The organism is Rhizobium sp. NPDC090279 (assembly GCF_044769665.1).
Taxonomy (GTDB): Bacteria; Pseudomonadota; Alphaproteobacteria; order Rhizobiales; family Rhizobiaceae; genus Rhizobium.
This window is the reverse complement of sequence record NZ_JBIVYI010000014.1, coordinates 87,208-103,740: the sequence shown is the minus strand read 5'-3', so window position 1 is coordinate 103,740 and position 16,533 is coordinate 87,208. Positions and strand designations below refer to the sequence as shown.

Genomic DNA, 16,533 nt, shown 5'->3' with positions numbered 1-16,533 from the left:
CACAGTGGATAATCCGAGGACAATATGGATCGGTTGACCAGCCTCGCAGTCTTTGGCCGGGTGGTGGAATGCGGCGGCTTTTCCGCGGCCGCCCGTCGGCTCAACATGTCGGTCACCATGGTGGGCAACCATGTGCAATCCCTGGAGGATCGCCTTGGCGTGCGGCTTTTGAACCGGACGACGCGCAGGGTCAGCCTGACGGAAACCGGCAAGTACTATTATGAGCGCTCTTCCCAGATCCTTGCCGATCTCGATGAGGCCGACCGGGCGGCGGGCGCGCTCAGCACCATGCCGCGCGGCACGCTGAAGATCTACACCAGCGGCGCTATCGTCCGCTTCCTGCTTCCGGTCATCGATGAGTTCATGACGCAGTACCCGGCGATCTCGCTCGATTTCAACGTCGGCGAACGGTCGATCGACATGGTTGAGGAGGGGTACGACCTGATGATCCGAACCTTGCCGGCGCCGGACTCGACGCTCGTCGCGCGCAAGCTGGCGCCCTGGCGCCATATGCTCGTCTGCTCACCCGAATATCGCGATACGCATTCCATGCCGAAGGTACCGGCCGATCTCGCGGAGCACAATTGCCTGCAATATACCTATTACCCTTACGGCGACGAATGGCGTTTCGAAGATGCCGGTGGCAAGCAGCTGGGTGTCAAGATTTCGGGCAATGTCGTCTCCAACAGCGCGGAGACGCTACGCTTTCTGCTGGCAAGCGGCCAGGGCATCTTTCTTGCCCCGAGCTTCATCGTTTTCGAAGATGTTGCCGCCGGTCGTCTGGTGCGCGCCATGCCCGACTATCGCGCCGTGGAATTCACGATCAGCGCAATCTATCCAAACCGCAGCCATCTGCCGAGCAAGGTGCGATTGTTCATCGACCTTCTGGCCGAGCGCTTTATTGAGCATCGCAAATGGATGACCTGAGCGGTCTGCGTCGACCCGGCTCAAGCGATCATCATGACTGCGGTTGCTCGGCAGGCTGGCGCGTCTCCGCCTGGCGCGCGGCCGACACCAGCCGCCGTTGCGCCCGGATGGCGCTCCATTGCTGGTCGATCAGCACGCCGATCAGGATGACGCCGCCCATGACGGCGAAGTTGAGCGAAGAGGGGATGCCGAGAAGATTGACGAGGTTCTGCAATTCCTGCAGCAGAATTGTCCCCAATATCACGCCAACCAGAGAGCCTTCGCCGCCGCGCAGCGAGAAGCCGCCGAGGACCGCAGCGGCAATCGCATAGAGTTCATAGAACTGCCCGTGGCTCGCCGGCGAGATGGAGCGCGTGTACATGGCGAAATAGATCGCCGAAAGCGCCGTCAGCACGCCGCAGATGATGTAGGCGACCGTGACCATCTTCGTCGTGCGTATGCCGGAATATTTCGCCGCCTCCTCATTCTTGCCGATCGCGTAGAGATAGCGGCCATAGACGGACCGGTGCAGGACGATCCACATGACGGCGGCAATGATCACGAGCGCGATGAAGGTGTTCGGCACGCCGTAGAAGCGGCCGGCGGTCAAGAATTCCAGAGTCGGAAAGTTCTGGCCAAAGGCGAAGCCGGCCGTACCATCAGCCGTGTAGAAGCGCGCCGCACCCCGATAGATCAAGAGGCCGCAGAGCGTGACGACGAAAGGCTGAAGATTGAGCCGGGTAATCAGCCAGCCATGGATCGCTCCCAGCACGCCGCCAAGGATCAGGATCAAGGGCAGTGCAATGGCCCAGGGCATATTCTGGACGGCGATGAAATCGATGAACAGGACGCCGAGCAGGGCAACGAGCGAGCCAACCGACAGTTCGATGCCGCCGGTGATGATGACGAAGGCCTGGCCGATCGACAATATTCCGAAAAGGCCGATGAGGTTCGACGTGTTGGCGAGGTTGATCGGCAAAAGGAAGCGCGGATTGATGATCGTCACGACAATGCCGACGACGACGATCAACAGCAGCAGGCCCAGATCTTTCTTACTCATCGATATCAATTCCCATCGGCCGCAGCCATTTGAGCAATTCCAGGAAAAGTGCGAAGCGGTTTTCCGGCCGGAATTGCGTAAAAACAATGAGATCGAGCGGTTCAAGATTCCATGAATAGCTGAACCACTCTAGTGTAGTGTCTTGCCGACGGCCAGCAAAAGCACGTTTTCCTGGCTGAACTGATCCTTTTCGAGGATGCCTGAGATCCGGCCTTCGTGCATGACGGCGATGCGGTCGGAGACGCCGATCACTTCCTCCATGTCGCTCGAGATCATCAGGATCGCCACGCCGGCATCGGCAAGCTTGCGCATCAGACTGTAGATTTCGCTTTTCGCGCCGATATCGATGCCGCGGGTGGGCTCGTCGAAGATCAACACCTTCGGCTTCATCGCCAGCCACTTGGCGAGAACGACCTTCTGCTGATTGCCGCCCGAAAGCGTTCCGGTGCGGGTCGAGATCGATGGGGCCTTGATGGCGAGCTGCCTGCGTTGCGCTTCGGCCGCGGCATTTTCGCGTTCCGGCGAAACCATGGAGCGGCGCGCGAAGGCCGGAAGGTTTGGCAGGGATATGTTCTGCGAAATCGGCATATCGAGGAGGATGCCGTTCAGCTTGCGATCCTCGGGGACAAGAAAAATGCCATTGGCGACGGCGTCCCTCGCGGATCGCAGTTTCAGGTCTTGCCCGCCAAGGGCAATGCCGCCGCCGTAGCTCTGGTCAACCCCGAAAAGGACGCGCGCAAGCTCCGTCCGGCCTGACCCGACAAGGCCGGCGAGGCCGAGGATCTCGCCATAGCGGATATCGAGATCGACCTGACGCGTCGGATAGGCGGCGGTGCGGATAGCCGAAACCCGCAAGGCGACATCGCCCGGCGGACGTGCCGCTTCCACGGAGCGCGCGGCCAATGCGCGGCCGATCATCAGTTTCACCATGCGATCGTGGTCGATCGAATCTTTCGGCAATGTGCCGACAAGCGTGCCGTCGCGCAGAACGATGACGCGGTCGGCCACACGCTCAACCTCATGCAGGCGGTGCGAAATGAAGATGACGCTGATGCCATCGGCCTTCAACGAGGAGATGACGGCCAGCAGTTTTTCGGTTTCGGCAAGCGGCAGGCTTGAGGTCGGCTCGTCGAGAATGACGAGGCGGGCATTGATGGAGAGCGCCTTGGCGATTTCGACCATCTGCTGCTGCGCGAGCGACAGCGACGCCACTGGCGTATCCGGCGAGAAATTCGCGCCGACGCGCTTCAAAAGCGGAGCAACCATCTCTCGCAGGCGCGCGCGGTCGACCAGTTTCAGAGCGCCACCGCGCAACGGCTCGCGGCCGAGGAAGATATTGGCGGCAACATCGAGATTTTCAAACAGGTTGAGCTCCTGATGGACGAAGGCTATTCCAGACGCGATGCTGCTTTCGACCGTGAAGGCGCCGTGCTCGGCGCCATCGAGCCGAATGCTGCCGCGATCCGGTTTGACGACGCCGCCAAGGATCTTCATGAGCGTCGATTTGCCGGCGCCGTTCTCGCCGACCAGGCCGATCACCTCGCCGGGGCTGACATCCATCGAGAAATTATCGAGCGCCACGACGCCGGGGTAGGTCTTGCCGATTCCCGAAAGGCTGAGAAAGGGCACGGTGGTTTCAGTCGATACCAATGTATCCGAGCTTTGGTTCATAACGAATATCATGCCTGTACGATGTGGCTTTGAAAGCCGCGGCGACGTGAGCAATTGCATTCGAGCAGCGCCGGTCCCCGCAACCGGCGCTGCTGCGGGCTGGCTTTAATTGCCGGCCATAGCCTTCAGATTGGCAGCATAGGCATCGACATCGTCCTTGCCGATGATCTTCGTCGGGATGATGATCAGCTTGCCGGCAGGAATTCCCGACTTGTCGCCCTTCAGATAGGCGGCCATCAGCTTCATGCCCTGGTAGGCCCAGAGATAGGGCTGCTGCACGACGGTTGCAGCGATCGTTCCTTCCTTGACGCCGCCAAGCGTGATCGGATCGTCATCGAAGCCGACGACGGTGATCTGGCCGAGCTTGCCGGCTTCTCGCAGCGCTTCGTAGATGCGCGGCGTGTTGTAGGAGTAGAAACCGACCATGCAGGTCACGTCAGGGCTTGCAACGAGCGCGTCCTCGACGTTCTTCTTTGCTCTCGTCTGGTCGATGTCGTCGCCGCGCACGTCGGTCAATTCGATCTTCGTGCCGGCCAGGCCGTCCTTCATGCCCTGGATGCGTTCCTTGGCATTGTCGGCGCCGAGAAGCCCCACGAAGCCGATGCACTTGCCCCCGTTCGGCATGGCTTTCTTGGCGATTTCGGCGGCTTGCTTGCCGGCGTCGACGTTCGATGAGCCGATATAGGCGACGCGGTTCGTATCCGGCGCGTCGCTATCGGTGGTGAACAGCGCGGTTTCCGAACCGATCTTGTTCAGCCCGTCGGTCGAGGTCTTGGGATCGACGGCGGAAACCATGATGCCTTTGACGCCGGCCGCCACCAGGTCTTCCATCAGTCGCTGCTGGATCGCGACCGAAGACTGTTCGGGATATTTCAGTTCCATATTGAAGTCCGGCAGCTCGGCCTGAGCCTTCTTGACGCCGGCTTCGGCCGCCTTCCAGAAGTCGGATGCGCCGTTGACCACAAATGCGAGTGTCGGCTTGTCGGCGGCATAGGTCGCCGTCGCATAGCTCAGCATCAGCCCTGCCGCAAAGGCAGCAGTGCCCCGTGTTAGGTACTTCATGATCATCCTCCCATAGACCCACTGTCGGGGTCTAGTTGCAACTTGCGGCAGACCGGTCCAGCACCCCCTCCTAGGGTTTCTCGCAAAGCGAGACACGGCACGTCCAGCCACGACAGCGACGGTATACGACTAATTTCAATTAGTAAATAGAATTAGTAATACAATTTCGCAGGCGTGAACCGCCAAAACACTGTAAATCTGGCTATTTGCTTCAATTGTAAGCGTTCTTGCGCTCGAAGATGTGGGCGGTGATTGCATTCGTGTCTGCGGGAGTTGCCGAGATCGCTGTATTGATGATAATAAATATTAGCGCGCGAAGACGGCGATGGGGATTGCCGCCGGTTTCGCTTTACGGGAGATGAGACGCAGTTATGAAGAAGATATCGGCCGCCAACGGCGATCAGCCGGCCGACGACGACAGGCTAGCGAAGCGAAACGGCCGCCGTCCCGGCAACAGGGTCACGATGACCGACATTGCCAAGGCGGCCGGATGTTCGCAGAGCGCGGTATCCTTCGTCCTCAACAATACGCCCGGCATGCGCCTGTCTCAGCAAACCCGCGAGAGGGTCATCGAGGCGGCCCGCCAGCTCGGCTATGTCGCGCCGGTGCTTGCCACACCGCCTGCGCTGCTGTTGCCTTCGAAACTGGATGGCGTCATCGGTTTTGCCGTCGACCAGCTCGCCACCAGTCCGGAGGCGGTCGTCGCGATCGAGGGCGCGCGCCAGGCATCCTGGAACGCCGGCAACGTTCTGCTCGTCGCGCAGACCATGAGCGACCCGATCATGGAGCCGCGAGCGTTGAAAGCGCTCAGCAGCAGCGGGATCTCGGCCCTCATCTACATGACGATTTTCACCCGCGAGGTGGAGGTGCCGGACTATCTCTACGATCTCAATATTCCGATCGTTCTTCTGAATTGCTACACGTCCGATTATGCGTTTCCGTCCGTCGTTCCGAGCGAGATCGCCGGCGGTCAGACCGCGACCCGGCATCTGATCTCGCACGGCCACCACCGGATCGCGACGATCACGGGCGAACCGTGGATGCAGGCGGCTCAGGATCGGCTGACCGGCTATCGCCGAGCGCTGGCGACGGCCGACATTCCTTTCGATCCGGAGCTTGTCATCGAAGGCGATTGGTCGGCGAGTGCCGGCTATTCCGGCACCATGAAGCTGCTTTCGCTCCGTGAGCGTCCCACCGCGATCTTCTGCCAGAACGACCGCACCGCCATCGGTTGCTACGAAGCGCTGAAGGAGGCGGGGCTCCACATTCCGCAGGACATGTCTGTCATGGGCTATGACGACGAAGATATCTGCCGCCATCTCGTGCCGCCGCTGACGACCTCGATCCTTCCCCACATGGCGATGGGCCAATGGGCGATCGAACATCTTGAAACCGCCGTCCTGCCGCGCCAGCGCCGCTATCAGATCACCAAGCTCGAATGCTCGCTTGTCAAACGCGCATCCGTTACTCCACCGGCCGGCGTCAATACCGGGCGCAAGGCGCGAAAGATCTGATGGGTTCGCATGGTGCTGCCGTTCTTCCGCCCAGCAAGGCCGCCATCAGGCCGGCAGGCCTGGGTAGAGGATGGCGCCGCCGCGCCTAATCGGGGCTAGGTTTGCAATTGCCTCGGCAATCCCTCCCGAAGCGCCTCCACTGGGTAGATAAATCGATTTGCAAAAGCATTTGCAAATCGATTTACAATGCCGTAGCGTGCCTGCATGACCACAATCGCCAAAGTTGCCAAACGCGCCGGAGTTTCGCCGACCACCGTGTCGCATGTGCTCAATCACGCCGATCGGGTGTCGGTTGATCTGCGCAAGCGCGTCCAGGAGGCGATCGCCGAACTGGGTTATGTGCCGAACCCGCTTGCACAGAGTCTCAGGACCGGCCGCACCAATCTCGTTGCCATGCTGATCCCCGATATCCGCAACCCCTTTTATCCGGAGATGGTGCAGGCGGCCCAGTCCGATCTCGAGGCCATCGGGGTCGATCTCCTCATCTTCAATACGGATGTTCCGGGCGGCCATTCGCAGGAGCACGGCGAGCACTATCTCCGCCAGATCCGCAGCCGGCGCATCGACGGCCTCATCGTCGGCGATTTCGCGCTGCACGGCATGCACGATGCGTTGCTTGAAGTCGATCTGCCGACAGTGTTCATCGGCGATCTGCCGAACCAGGCGGTCGATAGCGTCAAGATCGATGATTTCGGCGGCGGTTACCAGATGGGCGCCTATCTGGCCCGGAAGGGTCATCGCCGGATCGCGCATCTGACCGGCCCATCCTTCTTTGCCGAAGCGATGGCGCGCGCTGCCGGTTTCGAGCAGGGCCTGCGCGACAGTGGCGTCGAGCCGATTGCTGATCTGCGGCGCGAAGGCAGCTATCTCGGTCCGTCGGGCGAGGATGTGGTGGATTGGCTTCTGGCAAACCATGGTGCCGATCTGCCGTCGGTGATTTTCTTCGGAAACTATCTGATGGCGGCAGGCGCGCTCGCCGCCTTCTTCGATCGCGGCATCAACGTTCCCAAGGATATCGGCATTGCCGTCTTCGGCGATCAGCCGCAGCTCGAATATATCAGGCCGCGGATCACCAGGGTCGGCAATGCGCCGTCGCTGCTTGCGCATCGCGCAACCGAAATGCTGATGGCAAGGCTCTCTGGAGCTTATGCAGGGCCGCCGCGTTCGGAGATCATCCCCTGCAATCTGCACGCTTTCGATACCGCATGAAATGAGGTGCCGTCACCCGGGAGGAGCTGTGGTGACGACCAGGCAAAAGAGGGAGGAAATCATGACTGGTAAGGACAAATCCATTGCCGCGACCCGTCGCGGCGTGTTGAAAGGTGGCGCGATCCTCGCCGCCGGCGCTGCTGCCACCTTGAGCGGTTTTCCCTACGTGTCGCGCATGGCGGTGCGGGCTCAGGGCGCGCCGTTGAAATTCTGGCAATTCTACGCGCCGGGCGGCACAGTGCCGAGCCAGGTCGACTGGTTCGAAAAGGCGATTGCGGCCTGGAACGACAGTCATCCGCAAAAGGTCGAGCTCGAATATGTCCCGAACGCCGAATACATCAACGGTCCGAAGCTCGCCACCGCCTTCGCCTCGGGGGAGGGGCCGGATATCTTCCTCATCTCTCCGGGCGATTTCCTGCGTTATTACAATGGCGGCGTCTTGCAGGATCTGACGCCGCATATCGACGCCAAGGAGGATTTTCCGGAAAGCGTGATTGCCAGCCGGATGGTCGACGGCAAGATCTATGGCATCCCGATGGAAGTCGAACCGATGGCGATGTACTATTCCGTCAAGGCTTTCGAAGAGGCGAAACTGAACGAGAATGACGTTCCGAAGACCTGGGACGACCTGCTCGAACTCGCCAAGAAGCTCACGACGCCGAAGCGCTTCGGCGTATTGTTCGAGACCCAGCCGGGCTATTATCAGAATTTCACCTGGTATCCGTTCCTCTGGCAGGGCGGCGGCGAATTCCAGACGAAGGACGGCAAGAGCGCCTTCGATTCACCCGCAACGGTGCAGGCGCTAAAGTTCTGGCAAGATGCGGTCAACTCTGGGGCCGCCCCGCGTCAGGTGATGGGTAGCGGCGCCAACGACACCGTCGCCAATCTCGCATCGGGCTATTGCGCCATCCAGAATGTCGGTATCTGGGGCATCTCGCAATTGCAGAGCAACGCCAAGGCTTTCGAATATGGCGTCTTTCGCCTGCCGACGCCGCCGAACGGCAAATATGTGACCGTTGGCGGCGGCTGGGCCTTCGTCGCCAATGCCAAGAGCAAGAACCCGGATGCGGCCGCACAGTTCTGTGCCTGGGCACTTGCCTCCAAGGACAAGGGCTCCGTCCAGCGCGTCGCCGACTGGTGCACCAGGGGCAAGTCGGACATGCCGCCGCGCGAAAGCGCGCTTGCTGCCGGCGGCGATGCGTTCAAGACCGGCATGATCGGCAAATTCGCCACCGAGGTCTATCCGGGAGCGCGTGCCGAACCGCGCGTGCCGCCGGAGGTCTACAAGATCATCTCCGATGCGATCCAGCAGACGCAGCTCGGCGGCGCCGATCCTCAGGCGACGGCGACATCTGCCTCACAGCAGCTTGATGCGTTTCTTGGCTCCTACAGCGGCGCGCCCATTCTCTAGGAAAAATCGATGGCCGCTGCGTGATTTGCTCGAGCGGCCGTCTCCTTTCGGGACGAGATGATGACGACAATTACTGATGTGACGACAAGCCGTGCAAACAGCACGCGCAAAGGCCTTTCCGCCCGGCATCGCGAATGGATTGCGGGCTATCTCTTCGTATTGCCCGATGCGCTCGGCCTCTTTGTGTTTCTTGGCGTGCCGATGCTTCTGTCGCTGGTGCTGAGCGCCTATGAAGTCAACGGCTTCGGTGGCTACAATTTCGTTGGCGCCAAGAACTATATCCGCATATGGCATGATCCCTTGTTCTGGAAGGGGGCGAGGGTAACCGCGCTTTATGCCGTCATGCTGGTGCCGTCGCTCTATGTAACCGGCTTGGGCCTGGCACTTCTCGTGCAGCAGACCAATCGCTTCAATGCGGTCATCCGCTCGATGTTCTTCGCGCCGAACATGGTGAGCCTGGTGGTCGTGGCGCTCGTCTGGCAATTCATGGTCATCGACAAGATCGGTGTCGTCAGTCAGGCAATGGCAAGCCTCGGCCTTCCCGCGATCTCCTTCCTCGGCGATCCCAACTTTGCGCTGATCACCGTCGTCCTCGTCAGCGTCTGGTTTCTGATGGGCTTCTACATGCTGATCTTCCTGGGCGGCCTGCAAGACATCCCGAAGGAATATTACGAGGCGGCGATGATCGACGGCGCAGGCCCGGTCAAGCGTTTTCGATACATCACGTTGCCGCTTCTGAAGCCAACCAGCTTCTTCGTTCTCATGGTTTCGATGGTTGCTGCCGTTGCCGGCGCCCAGGCCTTCGACATCATCTATGTCATGACCAGGGGTGGTCCGGCCAATTCGACCGCCGTGCTGATCGTCTATATCTACCAGCAGGCCTTTTCCTTCGGTGCCTTCGGCTATGCGGCCGCGATGTCGTCGATCCTCGTCGTCGCCCTCATGGTCGTCACGGCCGTTTTCTTTGCCGTCACGCGCGGAGGGCGTTTCGATCATGCGGAATGATCCTTCCAACGCCTATTTCGCGCGGTCCCAGGTAACACTAGTGCGCTGCCTTTGGATGCTGATATCAGCCATACTCGCGCTGATGACGCTGTTTCCGCTGCTCTGGATGGTTTCTATCGCCTTCAAGCCGGCCGCCGAATCCTTTTCATCGGCGCTCGTACCGGAATCGCCGACGCTCGACAATTTCATCTATGTGCTGACCGGCGTGCCGTTCATCCGCTACATGCTCAACAGCTTCTTTGTCTCGGCAACGGTGACGATCGTGGCGCTCGTCTTCCACACCATGGCCGGATATGCCCTGGCGCGCCTGCGCTTTCCCGGACGAGAGATCATCTTTCTGGCGATCTTCTCCACCTTTCTCGTGTCGCTGCCCGTCGTGATTGTCCCTCTATTCATCATCGTCAAGGCGATGGGCATGATCAATTCCTATGCGGGGCTGATTGTGCCGGCGATCTTCAATGCCTTCGGCATCTTCCTGCTGCGACAATATTATCTCTCGTTGCCGCGCGAGATCGAGGAAGCCGCTGTTATCGACGGCGCGGGCTATTGGCGCATCTATTGGAGCATCATCCTGCCCTTGAGCCGGCCGATGATGTCGGCACTCGCCATCCTGTTCTTCCTTGCCAATTGGAATTCCTTCCTCTGGCCACTGACGATCACCTCCAATCCGAACCTCTGGATGGTGCAGGTCGGCATAGCCAACTTCAAAAGCCAGTATTCGGCCTCGTGGAACTACATGATGGCCGCCTCTACCATCGTCGCCATCCCCACTCTCATCCTCTTCGTGATTTTCCAGCGGCAGATCATGGATTCGCTGAAGACCAGCGGCCTGAAATAGCCGGCCTCGTTCAAGACAGGAGACATTCATGAGCAATCTCGGCCTTTCACCCCTGCGCGGGCTGGCAAAACTGCGCCAGGCAAAGACGCGCCGCTTTTCGAGCTACGACCGCACCGGCGGCAACGACGATCGCTTCCATATCGAGCCGGGCAAGACCGAGGTCATCGCCGAGCACTCGGGCGCCGGCATCGTCACCCATATCTGGGCGACGCTTGCCTGCGAGAGCGAGAATTTCCTGCGCAAGATCGTGCTGCGCGGCTACTGGGACGGCGAGCCGGAGCCGAGCATCGAGGCCCCGATCGGCGATTTCTTCGGCATGGGCCATGGCCGCACGGCAAACTACGCCAGTCTGCCGATGCAGGCGAGCCCCGAGGACGGCAAGGCGTTCAACTGCTATTTCCCGATGCCCTTCGGTTCCCATATGAAGCTGACTGTCACCAACGAGGCCGAACACGATCTGCTGTTCTACTACTATGTCGACCTCGAACTGCATGACGAGCTCGAAGAAGGCATGGGGCGCTTCCACGCGCACTATCGCCAATCGCGCCCGCAAGGAATGAGCGACGCCGGCCTGACGAATGAGGAATATCTCTTCGGCGGTGAAAATGTTGACGGCAAGGAAAACTATACGATCCTTGAGGCCGAGGGCCGGGGGCATTATGTCGGCGTTCTCTATAGCGTCTACTCGCGCCGCCGCTCCGAGGTATGGGACTGGTATGGCGAAGGCGACGACATGATTTTCATCGATGGCGAAGAAGGGCTCTCGGTGCTGGACACGGTGCGCAAACCTGACCCACGCATCGGGCCGAAGGCGGCGCTGATCGAGCCGCGATCAGAATCCGCGCCCGGCGCCAACGATGCCTGGCCGCCGACGCTGCATGGCACCGGCACGGAAGACTACTTCAATACGGCCTGGTGCCCGACGCAGGAGTATAGCGCACCCTATCATGGTATCATCGCCGCTGGCGGCCCGAACTGGACCGAGCCGGTGACGCTCTACCGCTGGCACATCGAAGATCCGGCGATCTTCCAGAAGAGCATTCGCGTTTCGATCGAACACGGCCACGCCAATCGCCGTTCCGACGATGTCTCCTCGGTCGCGTTCTGGTATCAGGCCGAGCCGCATAGGCCGTTCGGTGTCTTTCCTGCCGTTGCCGAGCGCGTGCCGACCTTTCGCCGGCCGTTCAAGGAAATGGAGATCGCCGTCAAGAAAGCGAGGGGATGAGAGCGGCAAGCGTCTTTGTTCCATGTCGAAGGCAGCGATACGAGGTTCACGGGAACCAGTATTGGGTATCTATATTTGCTTGAATGCGCGCCCAAAGAAGGGGTCATTCATGACCTCTTCAGGAGCTTGCCATGACAATGATCAGCTCAAAGGATGCCAAAGCATCATTCTCTCATGTCGTCGATCCTGCTGCTGCCGGTGAGTTCGTGATGACTACGCGCCATGGGCGCGCTGCTGCCGTCGTCGTTAGCGCAAGGGTCGCCGGAGCAGGTTGCGCGTTGGCGCTCTGGTTCGGATAAGCCATTCCGGCAGTCGCGCAAGCGACCAAGCCAAGGCGGATAGCTTGGTAAGCACGCGCCGGCGTGCGTTTCCATCATTTGCATCGATGCGAACCTGTTGATTCAACCTGAAAGCGGGATGCTCTCGTGCGAATGGATGAATTGAAAAGCGACTGCGTTAGGGCGCCTTATATATCGGGCGCGAAACGTAAGAGGATGGTTTCCTTCGCCGCGTCCGGTTAACGCAAGCGGGCGAGTTGCTGATCTCATGCGTCTCATACTTGTCAATGATGTTTCGACCGTTCGCGGTGGTGCGACCAAGGTGGCGCTGCAATGTCTTGAGGCAAGCAGGGATGCCGGGTTGACTTGCGCCATACTGGTCGGCGATAACGGCGAAGGCCTCAAGCCGCGCTTTGCGGGCATCCGGACGGTTGCGCTTGGCGAGCGCCCTCTTCGGGAAGGCCCGGCAATGACCGATATCCTTGCGAAGAATTACAATCGTCGCGCCTATGAGGCTCTGGAGGGCTTGCTTCGGGAATCGGATGAGGAAACTGTCGTCCATGTACACGGCTGGTCGCAGATCCTCTCGCCCTCGATCTTCTATGCGCTTGCCAAGCATCGGGCCAAGGTCATCGTTACGGCGCATGATTTTTTCCTGAACTGTCCGAACGGGGGACTGATCAATTTCCGCAGCGGCGAGGTTTGCGACATCAAACCGTTGTCCGCCGCATGCCTGACGACCAATTGCGACAAGCGCAGTTATTTCCACAAGCTTTGGCGTTTCCGTCGCACGTTGACGCAGCAGGGTGTGGGCGAGGGGTTTTGGAGCCAGGTCGACATCGTGCTGGCGCATGAAAACATGGAGGTGCTCCTGCGCAGCAGCGCTTTGCGGCATTTCACGACACTGCGAACGCCGACACAGCCGTTGACCCCCGAGCCGGTGGAGGCATGGCGCAACCGCCGCACTGTTTTTCTCGGCCGCATGTGCTGGGAAAAAGGCGTTCGGACATTGGCCGACGCGCTCAACAAGACGGGCAGAACGGCGACGCTGATCGGGCGCGGGCCATTGCTTGCCGAAATGCAGCAGCTGCTGCCGCATTGCTACGTGCCCGGTTGGCTGAGCGATGAAGAGGTCACCAGCATCGCCGGTGAAGCGCGCGTCTTCGTCATGCCGTCGCGCATGCCCGAGCCCTATGGCCTGGTTGCGGCCGAAGCGTTGATGTCCGGCATCCCGGTCATCGTCAGCAGCAATGCGCTGATTGCGACAGAGGTCGAGGAGAACGGCGCCGGCCTGGTTTTTGATAGCGGCGATGCAGATTCGCTGGCGGAGAAATTGGCGGCGACGGATGACGACCATTTGATGCGCCGGTTGAGCGCGGGTGCATTGGCCCTTGGCCAGCATATTGCGCCGAGCAGAGCGGAGTGGGGGCGGCGCATGGTGGATATCTATATGGGACGGGGTGATTTTTCTGCACATTAGTTGGGGGATGGACGATGGCGCGCGCATTAGTGACAGGCGGTTGTGGTTTCGTTGGCCGGCATCTGGTCCGGCGGCTTCTTGCCGAGGGATTGGACGTCGTCTGCGTCGATTCGCTGGTTGCGGGAACGGGCGCGCTCCATCCAGACCTATGGCAGCGGCTTCAGCGTTCCCGCTTCACCTTCTGCGAGGAGGATTGCCGGGCGTTCTTCGCACGCGCTCCGGAGCATTTCGATTATGTCTTCCATCTGGCCGCGCTCGTCGGCGGCCGTTTGACGCTCGAGACGCGGGCGCTCGATGTCGCCGAGGACCTGGCAGTCGATGCGGAACTGTGGCAGTGGGCATCGCACGCCAGGCCGGGTTCGGTGATATTCTTCAGTTCCAGCGCGGCCTATCCGGTGTCTTTGCAGACGGCCGCCAATCATCGGCTGCTGTCGGAGGATATGATCAATTTCGACGCTGTCGTCGGCGTCCCGGATCTCAGCTACGGCTGGGCGAAGTTGACCGGCGAATATCTGATGAAACTCTATGTCGAGCGTTATGGTCGACGGGCTATCGCCTACAGACCGTTCAGCGGCTATGGCGAAGACCAGGATCTTGCCTATCCATTCCCGGCAATTTGCCGCCGGTTGCTTGCGGAAAAGGGTGCGCCCGAAGTCTTCGTGTGGGGCTCAGGCCGGCAATGTCGGGACTTCATCCATATTTCGGACTGTATCGAATTCATCTGGCAGACGAGGGAACTGCTTCCGGACGGGGCAAGCCTCAATCTATCGACCGGCACTGCCACCTCCTTTATCGAACTGGCCGAGACGATCAGCCGGCAGATTGGCTGGCAACCGGCCGTCACCGGCCGGTCGAGCCAGCCGGAAGGAGTTTTCTATCGTTGCGGAGACACGGCCCTGCAGCGCTCCTATGGGCTGACCCCCTTGGTCGGTCTGGAGGAGGGGATTGCGCGGATGCTGGAGCATCTTCGGGCCGAGCAGGCGACATACGCGCTCGCCATGTGAACCGCGATCAGCCCATTGGGCAGGTCGCTGATTTCACACCGATCTGCATATGCATCGAAAGGAGATACTGCCCGCAGTCAGATGGCGGTAAAGCCATTGTCGACGAAGAGATGGATGCCGTTGACGAAGTTGGATTCGTCAGACGCAAGATAGAGGGCGGCGCGGGCCACGTCCTCGGGTTCGCCGATCCGGCCCTGCTGCGCCGCGATCGCCGCATCCGAGACATCGACGCCAAGGGCCTGCAACTCGGCCACCTCGCGCAGTCCGTGCGGTGTGCGGATGAAGCCGGGGCAAACGGCATTGCAGCGAATATTGCGATCGCGGAATTCGACGGCGATGGCGCGGGCAAACATGTGGACTGCCCCCTTTGTCGTGTCATAGAGCACCTCCATCGGCGTCGCGGCAACTGCCGAGATGGATGACGTGCAGACGATGGAACCGCCACCCGCAGCGATCATGCCCGGCAGCACGGCTCTGGTCATCAGGAACATCGATCGCACGTTGACGCCGTGCAGCCACTCCCATTCCTTGAGCGTCGTTTCGAGAAACGGCTTGATGACGATGGTGCCGGCGTGGTTGAAGAGCACGGTCACCGCACCGAAACGGTCCTCGATGTCTTTGACCGCGGCGTTGACGGCTGTTTCGTCCGAGACATCGGCAACCCAATGGTCGGCGGTGCCACCGGCATCGCGGATGGCGCGCACAGTCTCTGCTGCCGCATCGCCGTTTCTATCGACGATCGCGACTTTCGCACCTTCCGCCGCAAACAGGCGCGATGCCGCGCCTCCCATGCCGGTCGCGCCGCCTGAAATGATGGCAATCTTGCCTTTGAGCCTGTCCGTCATCTGTTCCCCCCCGGGATTGCCGCGTTCCACCGCACAAGACTATCGCGGAAAATGCGCCTAATCTATCGTCCCGTCTTCTCCGCGTCGATGCCAATCGCCTGCTTCTTCGGCAATCTAGCCAGCAGACAGACCTCAACCAGCGAACCGTCACACCAGAGCGCCTGTCAATCCATGCCTGCCGCCTGTTTCCTTTCGTCATCGACTGCTTGAGGGGTGTTGCCCATCATGTTAGCACCGCGTCATCTATGCTGCATTTGGGAGTGGTTTGATGAGATTGCGGGACAAGGTTGCCATCGTCACCGGCGGGCAGAGAGGAATAGGTTTTGCCATTGCGCGGAAGTTCGCATGCGAAGGCGCTCATGTCATCATCGCGGATATCGGCAATGCAGCGGAGGAAGCGGCTTCGCTCTCTGCGGCAGGGGCAAATAGAGCTCGTTTCATCAAAACCGATGTCGGTTCCGAGCGCGATGTCAAAAGCATGGTCGATGCCGTCATTGCCGAGCATGGCCGGATCGACGTCCTCGTCAACAATGCCGGCATTGAATTTTATAAGCCGGTGACAACGACGACCGAGGACGAGTGGGATCGGCTGATGAGGGTGAACCTCAAGGGTGTCTTCCTGTGCTCGAAGGCGGCCATTCCAGCGATGCGGCAATCCGGCGGCGTCATCGTCAACGTCGCCTCCGAATTGGGCGTGGTCGGCGAGGCGAATGTGGCAGCCTATTGCGCCTCCAAGGGCGGCGTCGTCATGTTGAGCAAGGCCATGGCGATCGACCACGGCCCCGAGGGCATTCGCGTCAATTGCCTTTGCCCCGGACCTGTCGCAACCAAACTGCTGGAGGATGTGTTCCTGGCAAGTGACGATCCTGAAGGAATGCGGCGCAGTTTCGAGCAACGCATGATTCTCAACCGCCTGGGCACGCCGGAAGAGTGCGCGGATGCGGCACTCTTCCTTGCCAGCGATGAATCAAGCTTCATGGCGGGTGCCAACCTCATCCTGGATGGCGGCTGGACGACGCGCTAGC

Annotated in this window: 15 protein-coding genes; 11 read left to right on the top strand and 4 right to left on the bottom strand. The window is 60.2% G+C overall.

Annotation, left to right across the window (positions count from 1 at the left end):
* The first annotated feature begins 24 nt into the window (after positions 1-24).
* Positions 25-927 (top strand): LysR family transcriptional regulator, encoded by a 903-nt coding sequence (locus tag ACIQWP_RS28265; protein WP_402794789.1) that lies wholly within the window; start codon positions 25-27, stop codon positions 925-927.
* A gap of 31 nt (positions 928-958) precedes the next feature.
* Here ACIQWP_RS28265 and ACIQWP_RS28260 read toward each other — a convergent pair whose 3' ends face one another.
* The 3 genes from ACIQWP_RS28260 to ACIQWP_RS28250 form a co-directional block, all read right to left on the bottom strand.
* The gene (locus ACIQWP_RS28260) at positions 959-1,966 is read right to left on the bottom strand and encodes an ABC transporter permease (protein WP_402794787.1); all 1,008 of its coding nucleotides are present in this window, start codon (positions 1,964-1,966) and stop codon (positions 959-961) included.
* A gap of 129 nt (positions 1,967-2,095) precedes the next feature.
* On the bottom strand, positions 2,096-3,637 hold the full coding sequence (locus ACIQWP_RS28255) for a sugar ABC transporter ATP-binding protein (protein ID WP_402794784.1): 1,542 nt from the start codon (positions 3,635-3,637) through the stop codon (positions 2,096-2,098).
* Positions 3,638-3,742: 105 nt separating this feature from the next.
* A complete protein-coding gene (locus tag ACIQWP_RS28250) occupies positions 3,743-4,699 on the bottom strand; it encodes a sugar-binding protein (protein WP_402794781.1) in 957 nt (318 codons plus the stop codon).
* 371 nt (positions 4,700-5,070) lie between these two features.
* On the opposite strand from ACIQWP_RS28250, the gene ACIQWP_RS28245 reads away from it, so the two are divergent.
* The 9 genes from ACIQWP_RS28245 to ACIQWP_RS28205 all read left to right on the top strand — a co-directional run bounded on the left by ACIQWP_RS28245 (position 5,071) and on the right by ACIQWP_RS28205 (position 14,663).
* On the top strand, positions 5,071-6,213 hold the full coding sequence (locus ACIQWP_RS28245) for a LacI family DNA-binding transcriptional regulator (RefSeq protein ID WP_402794778.1): 1,143 nt from the start codon (positions 5,071-5,073) through the stop codon (positions 6,211-6,213).
* A 204-nt stretch (positions 6,214-6,417) separates the two neighbouring features.
* The gene (locus tag ACIQWP_RS28240) at positions 6,418-7,422 is read left to right on the top strand and encodes a LacI family DNA-binding transcriptional regulator (protein WP_402794776.1); all 1,005 of its coding nucleotides are present in this window, start codon (positions 6,418-6,420) and stop codon (positions 7,420-7,422) included.
* Between the two features lie 61 nt (positions 7,423-7,483).
* Positions 7,484-8,833, top strand: a complete 1,350-nt coding sequence (locus ACIQWP_RS28235; RefSeq protein WP_402794774.1) for an ABC transporter substrate-binding protein — start codon at positions 7,484-7,486, stop codon at positions 8,831-8,833.
* A 60-nt stretch (positions 8,834-8,893) separates the two neighbouring features.
* Entirely contained in the window at positions 8,894-9,838 is a 945-nt protein-coding gene (locus ACIQWP_RS28230) for a carbohydrate ABC transporter permease (protein ID WP_402794772.1), read from the top strand.
* Positions 9,828-10,676 carry a carbohydrate ABC transporter permease gene (locus ACIQWP_RS28225; protein WP_402794769.1) on the top strand — a complete coding sequence of 283 codons (849 nt, stop codon included), beginning with the start codon at positions 9,828-9,830 and terminating at the stop codon, positions 10,674-10,676. The genes ACIQWP_RS28230 and ACIQWP_RS28225 overlap by 11 nt, the downstream gene beginning before the upstream one ends.
* A 28-nt stretch (positions 10,677-10,704) precedes the next feature.
* The gene (locus ACIQWP_RS28220) at positions 10,705-11,901 is read left to right on the top strand and encodes a glycoside hydrolase family 172 protein (RefSeq protein WP_402794766.1); all 1,197 of its coding nucleotides are present in this window, start codon (positions 10,705-10,707) and stop codon (positions 11,899-11,901) included.
* A 131-nt stretch (positions 11,902-12,032) separates the two neighbouring features.
* Positions 12,033-12,200 (top strand): type II toxin-antitoxin system prevent-host-death family antitoxin, encoded by a 168-nt coding sequence (locus ACIQWP_RS28215; RefSeq protein ID WP_402794763.1) that lies wholly within the window; start codon positions 12,033-12,035, stop codon positions 12,198-12,200.
* A 247-nt stretch (positions 12,201-12,447) separates the two neighbouring features.
* Positions 12,448-13,659 carry a glycosyltransferase family 4 protein gene (locus tag ACIQWP_RS28210; RefSeq protein ID WP_402794760.1) on the top strand — a complete coding sequence of 404 codons (1,212 nt, stop codon included), beginning with the start codon at positions 12,448-12,450 and terminating at the stop codon, positions 13,657-13,659.
* Positions 13,660-13,673: 14 nt separating this feature from the next.
* Positions 13,674-14,663, top strand: coding sequence for an NAD-dependent epimerase/dehydratase family protein (locus ACIQWP_RS28205; protein ID WP_402794757.1), 990 nt, complete (start codon positions 13,674-13,676; stop codon positions 14,661-14,663).
* A gap of 77 nt (positions 14,664-14,740) precedes the next feature.
* On the opposite strand, the gene ACIQWP_RS28200 is transcribed toward ACIQWP_RS28205, so the two are convergent.
* Positions 14,741-15,508, bottom strand: coding sequence for an SDR family NAD(P)-dependent oxidoreductase (locus tag ACIQWP_RS28200; RefSeq protein WP_402794754.1), 768 nt, complete (start codon positions 15,506-15,508; stop codon positions 14,741-14,743).
* 268 nt (positions 15,509-15,776) lie between these two features.
* Here ACIQWP_RS28200 and ACIQWP_RS28195 point away from each other — a divergent pair, with 268 nt between their 5' ends.
* Positions 15,777-16,532, top strand: coding sequence for an SDR family NAD(P)-dependent oxidoreductase (locus ACIQWP_RS28195; RefSeq protein WP_402794752.1), 756 nt, complete (start codon positions 15,777-15,779; stop codon positions 16,530-16,532).
* Position 16,533: the final 1 nt, after the last annotated feature.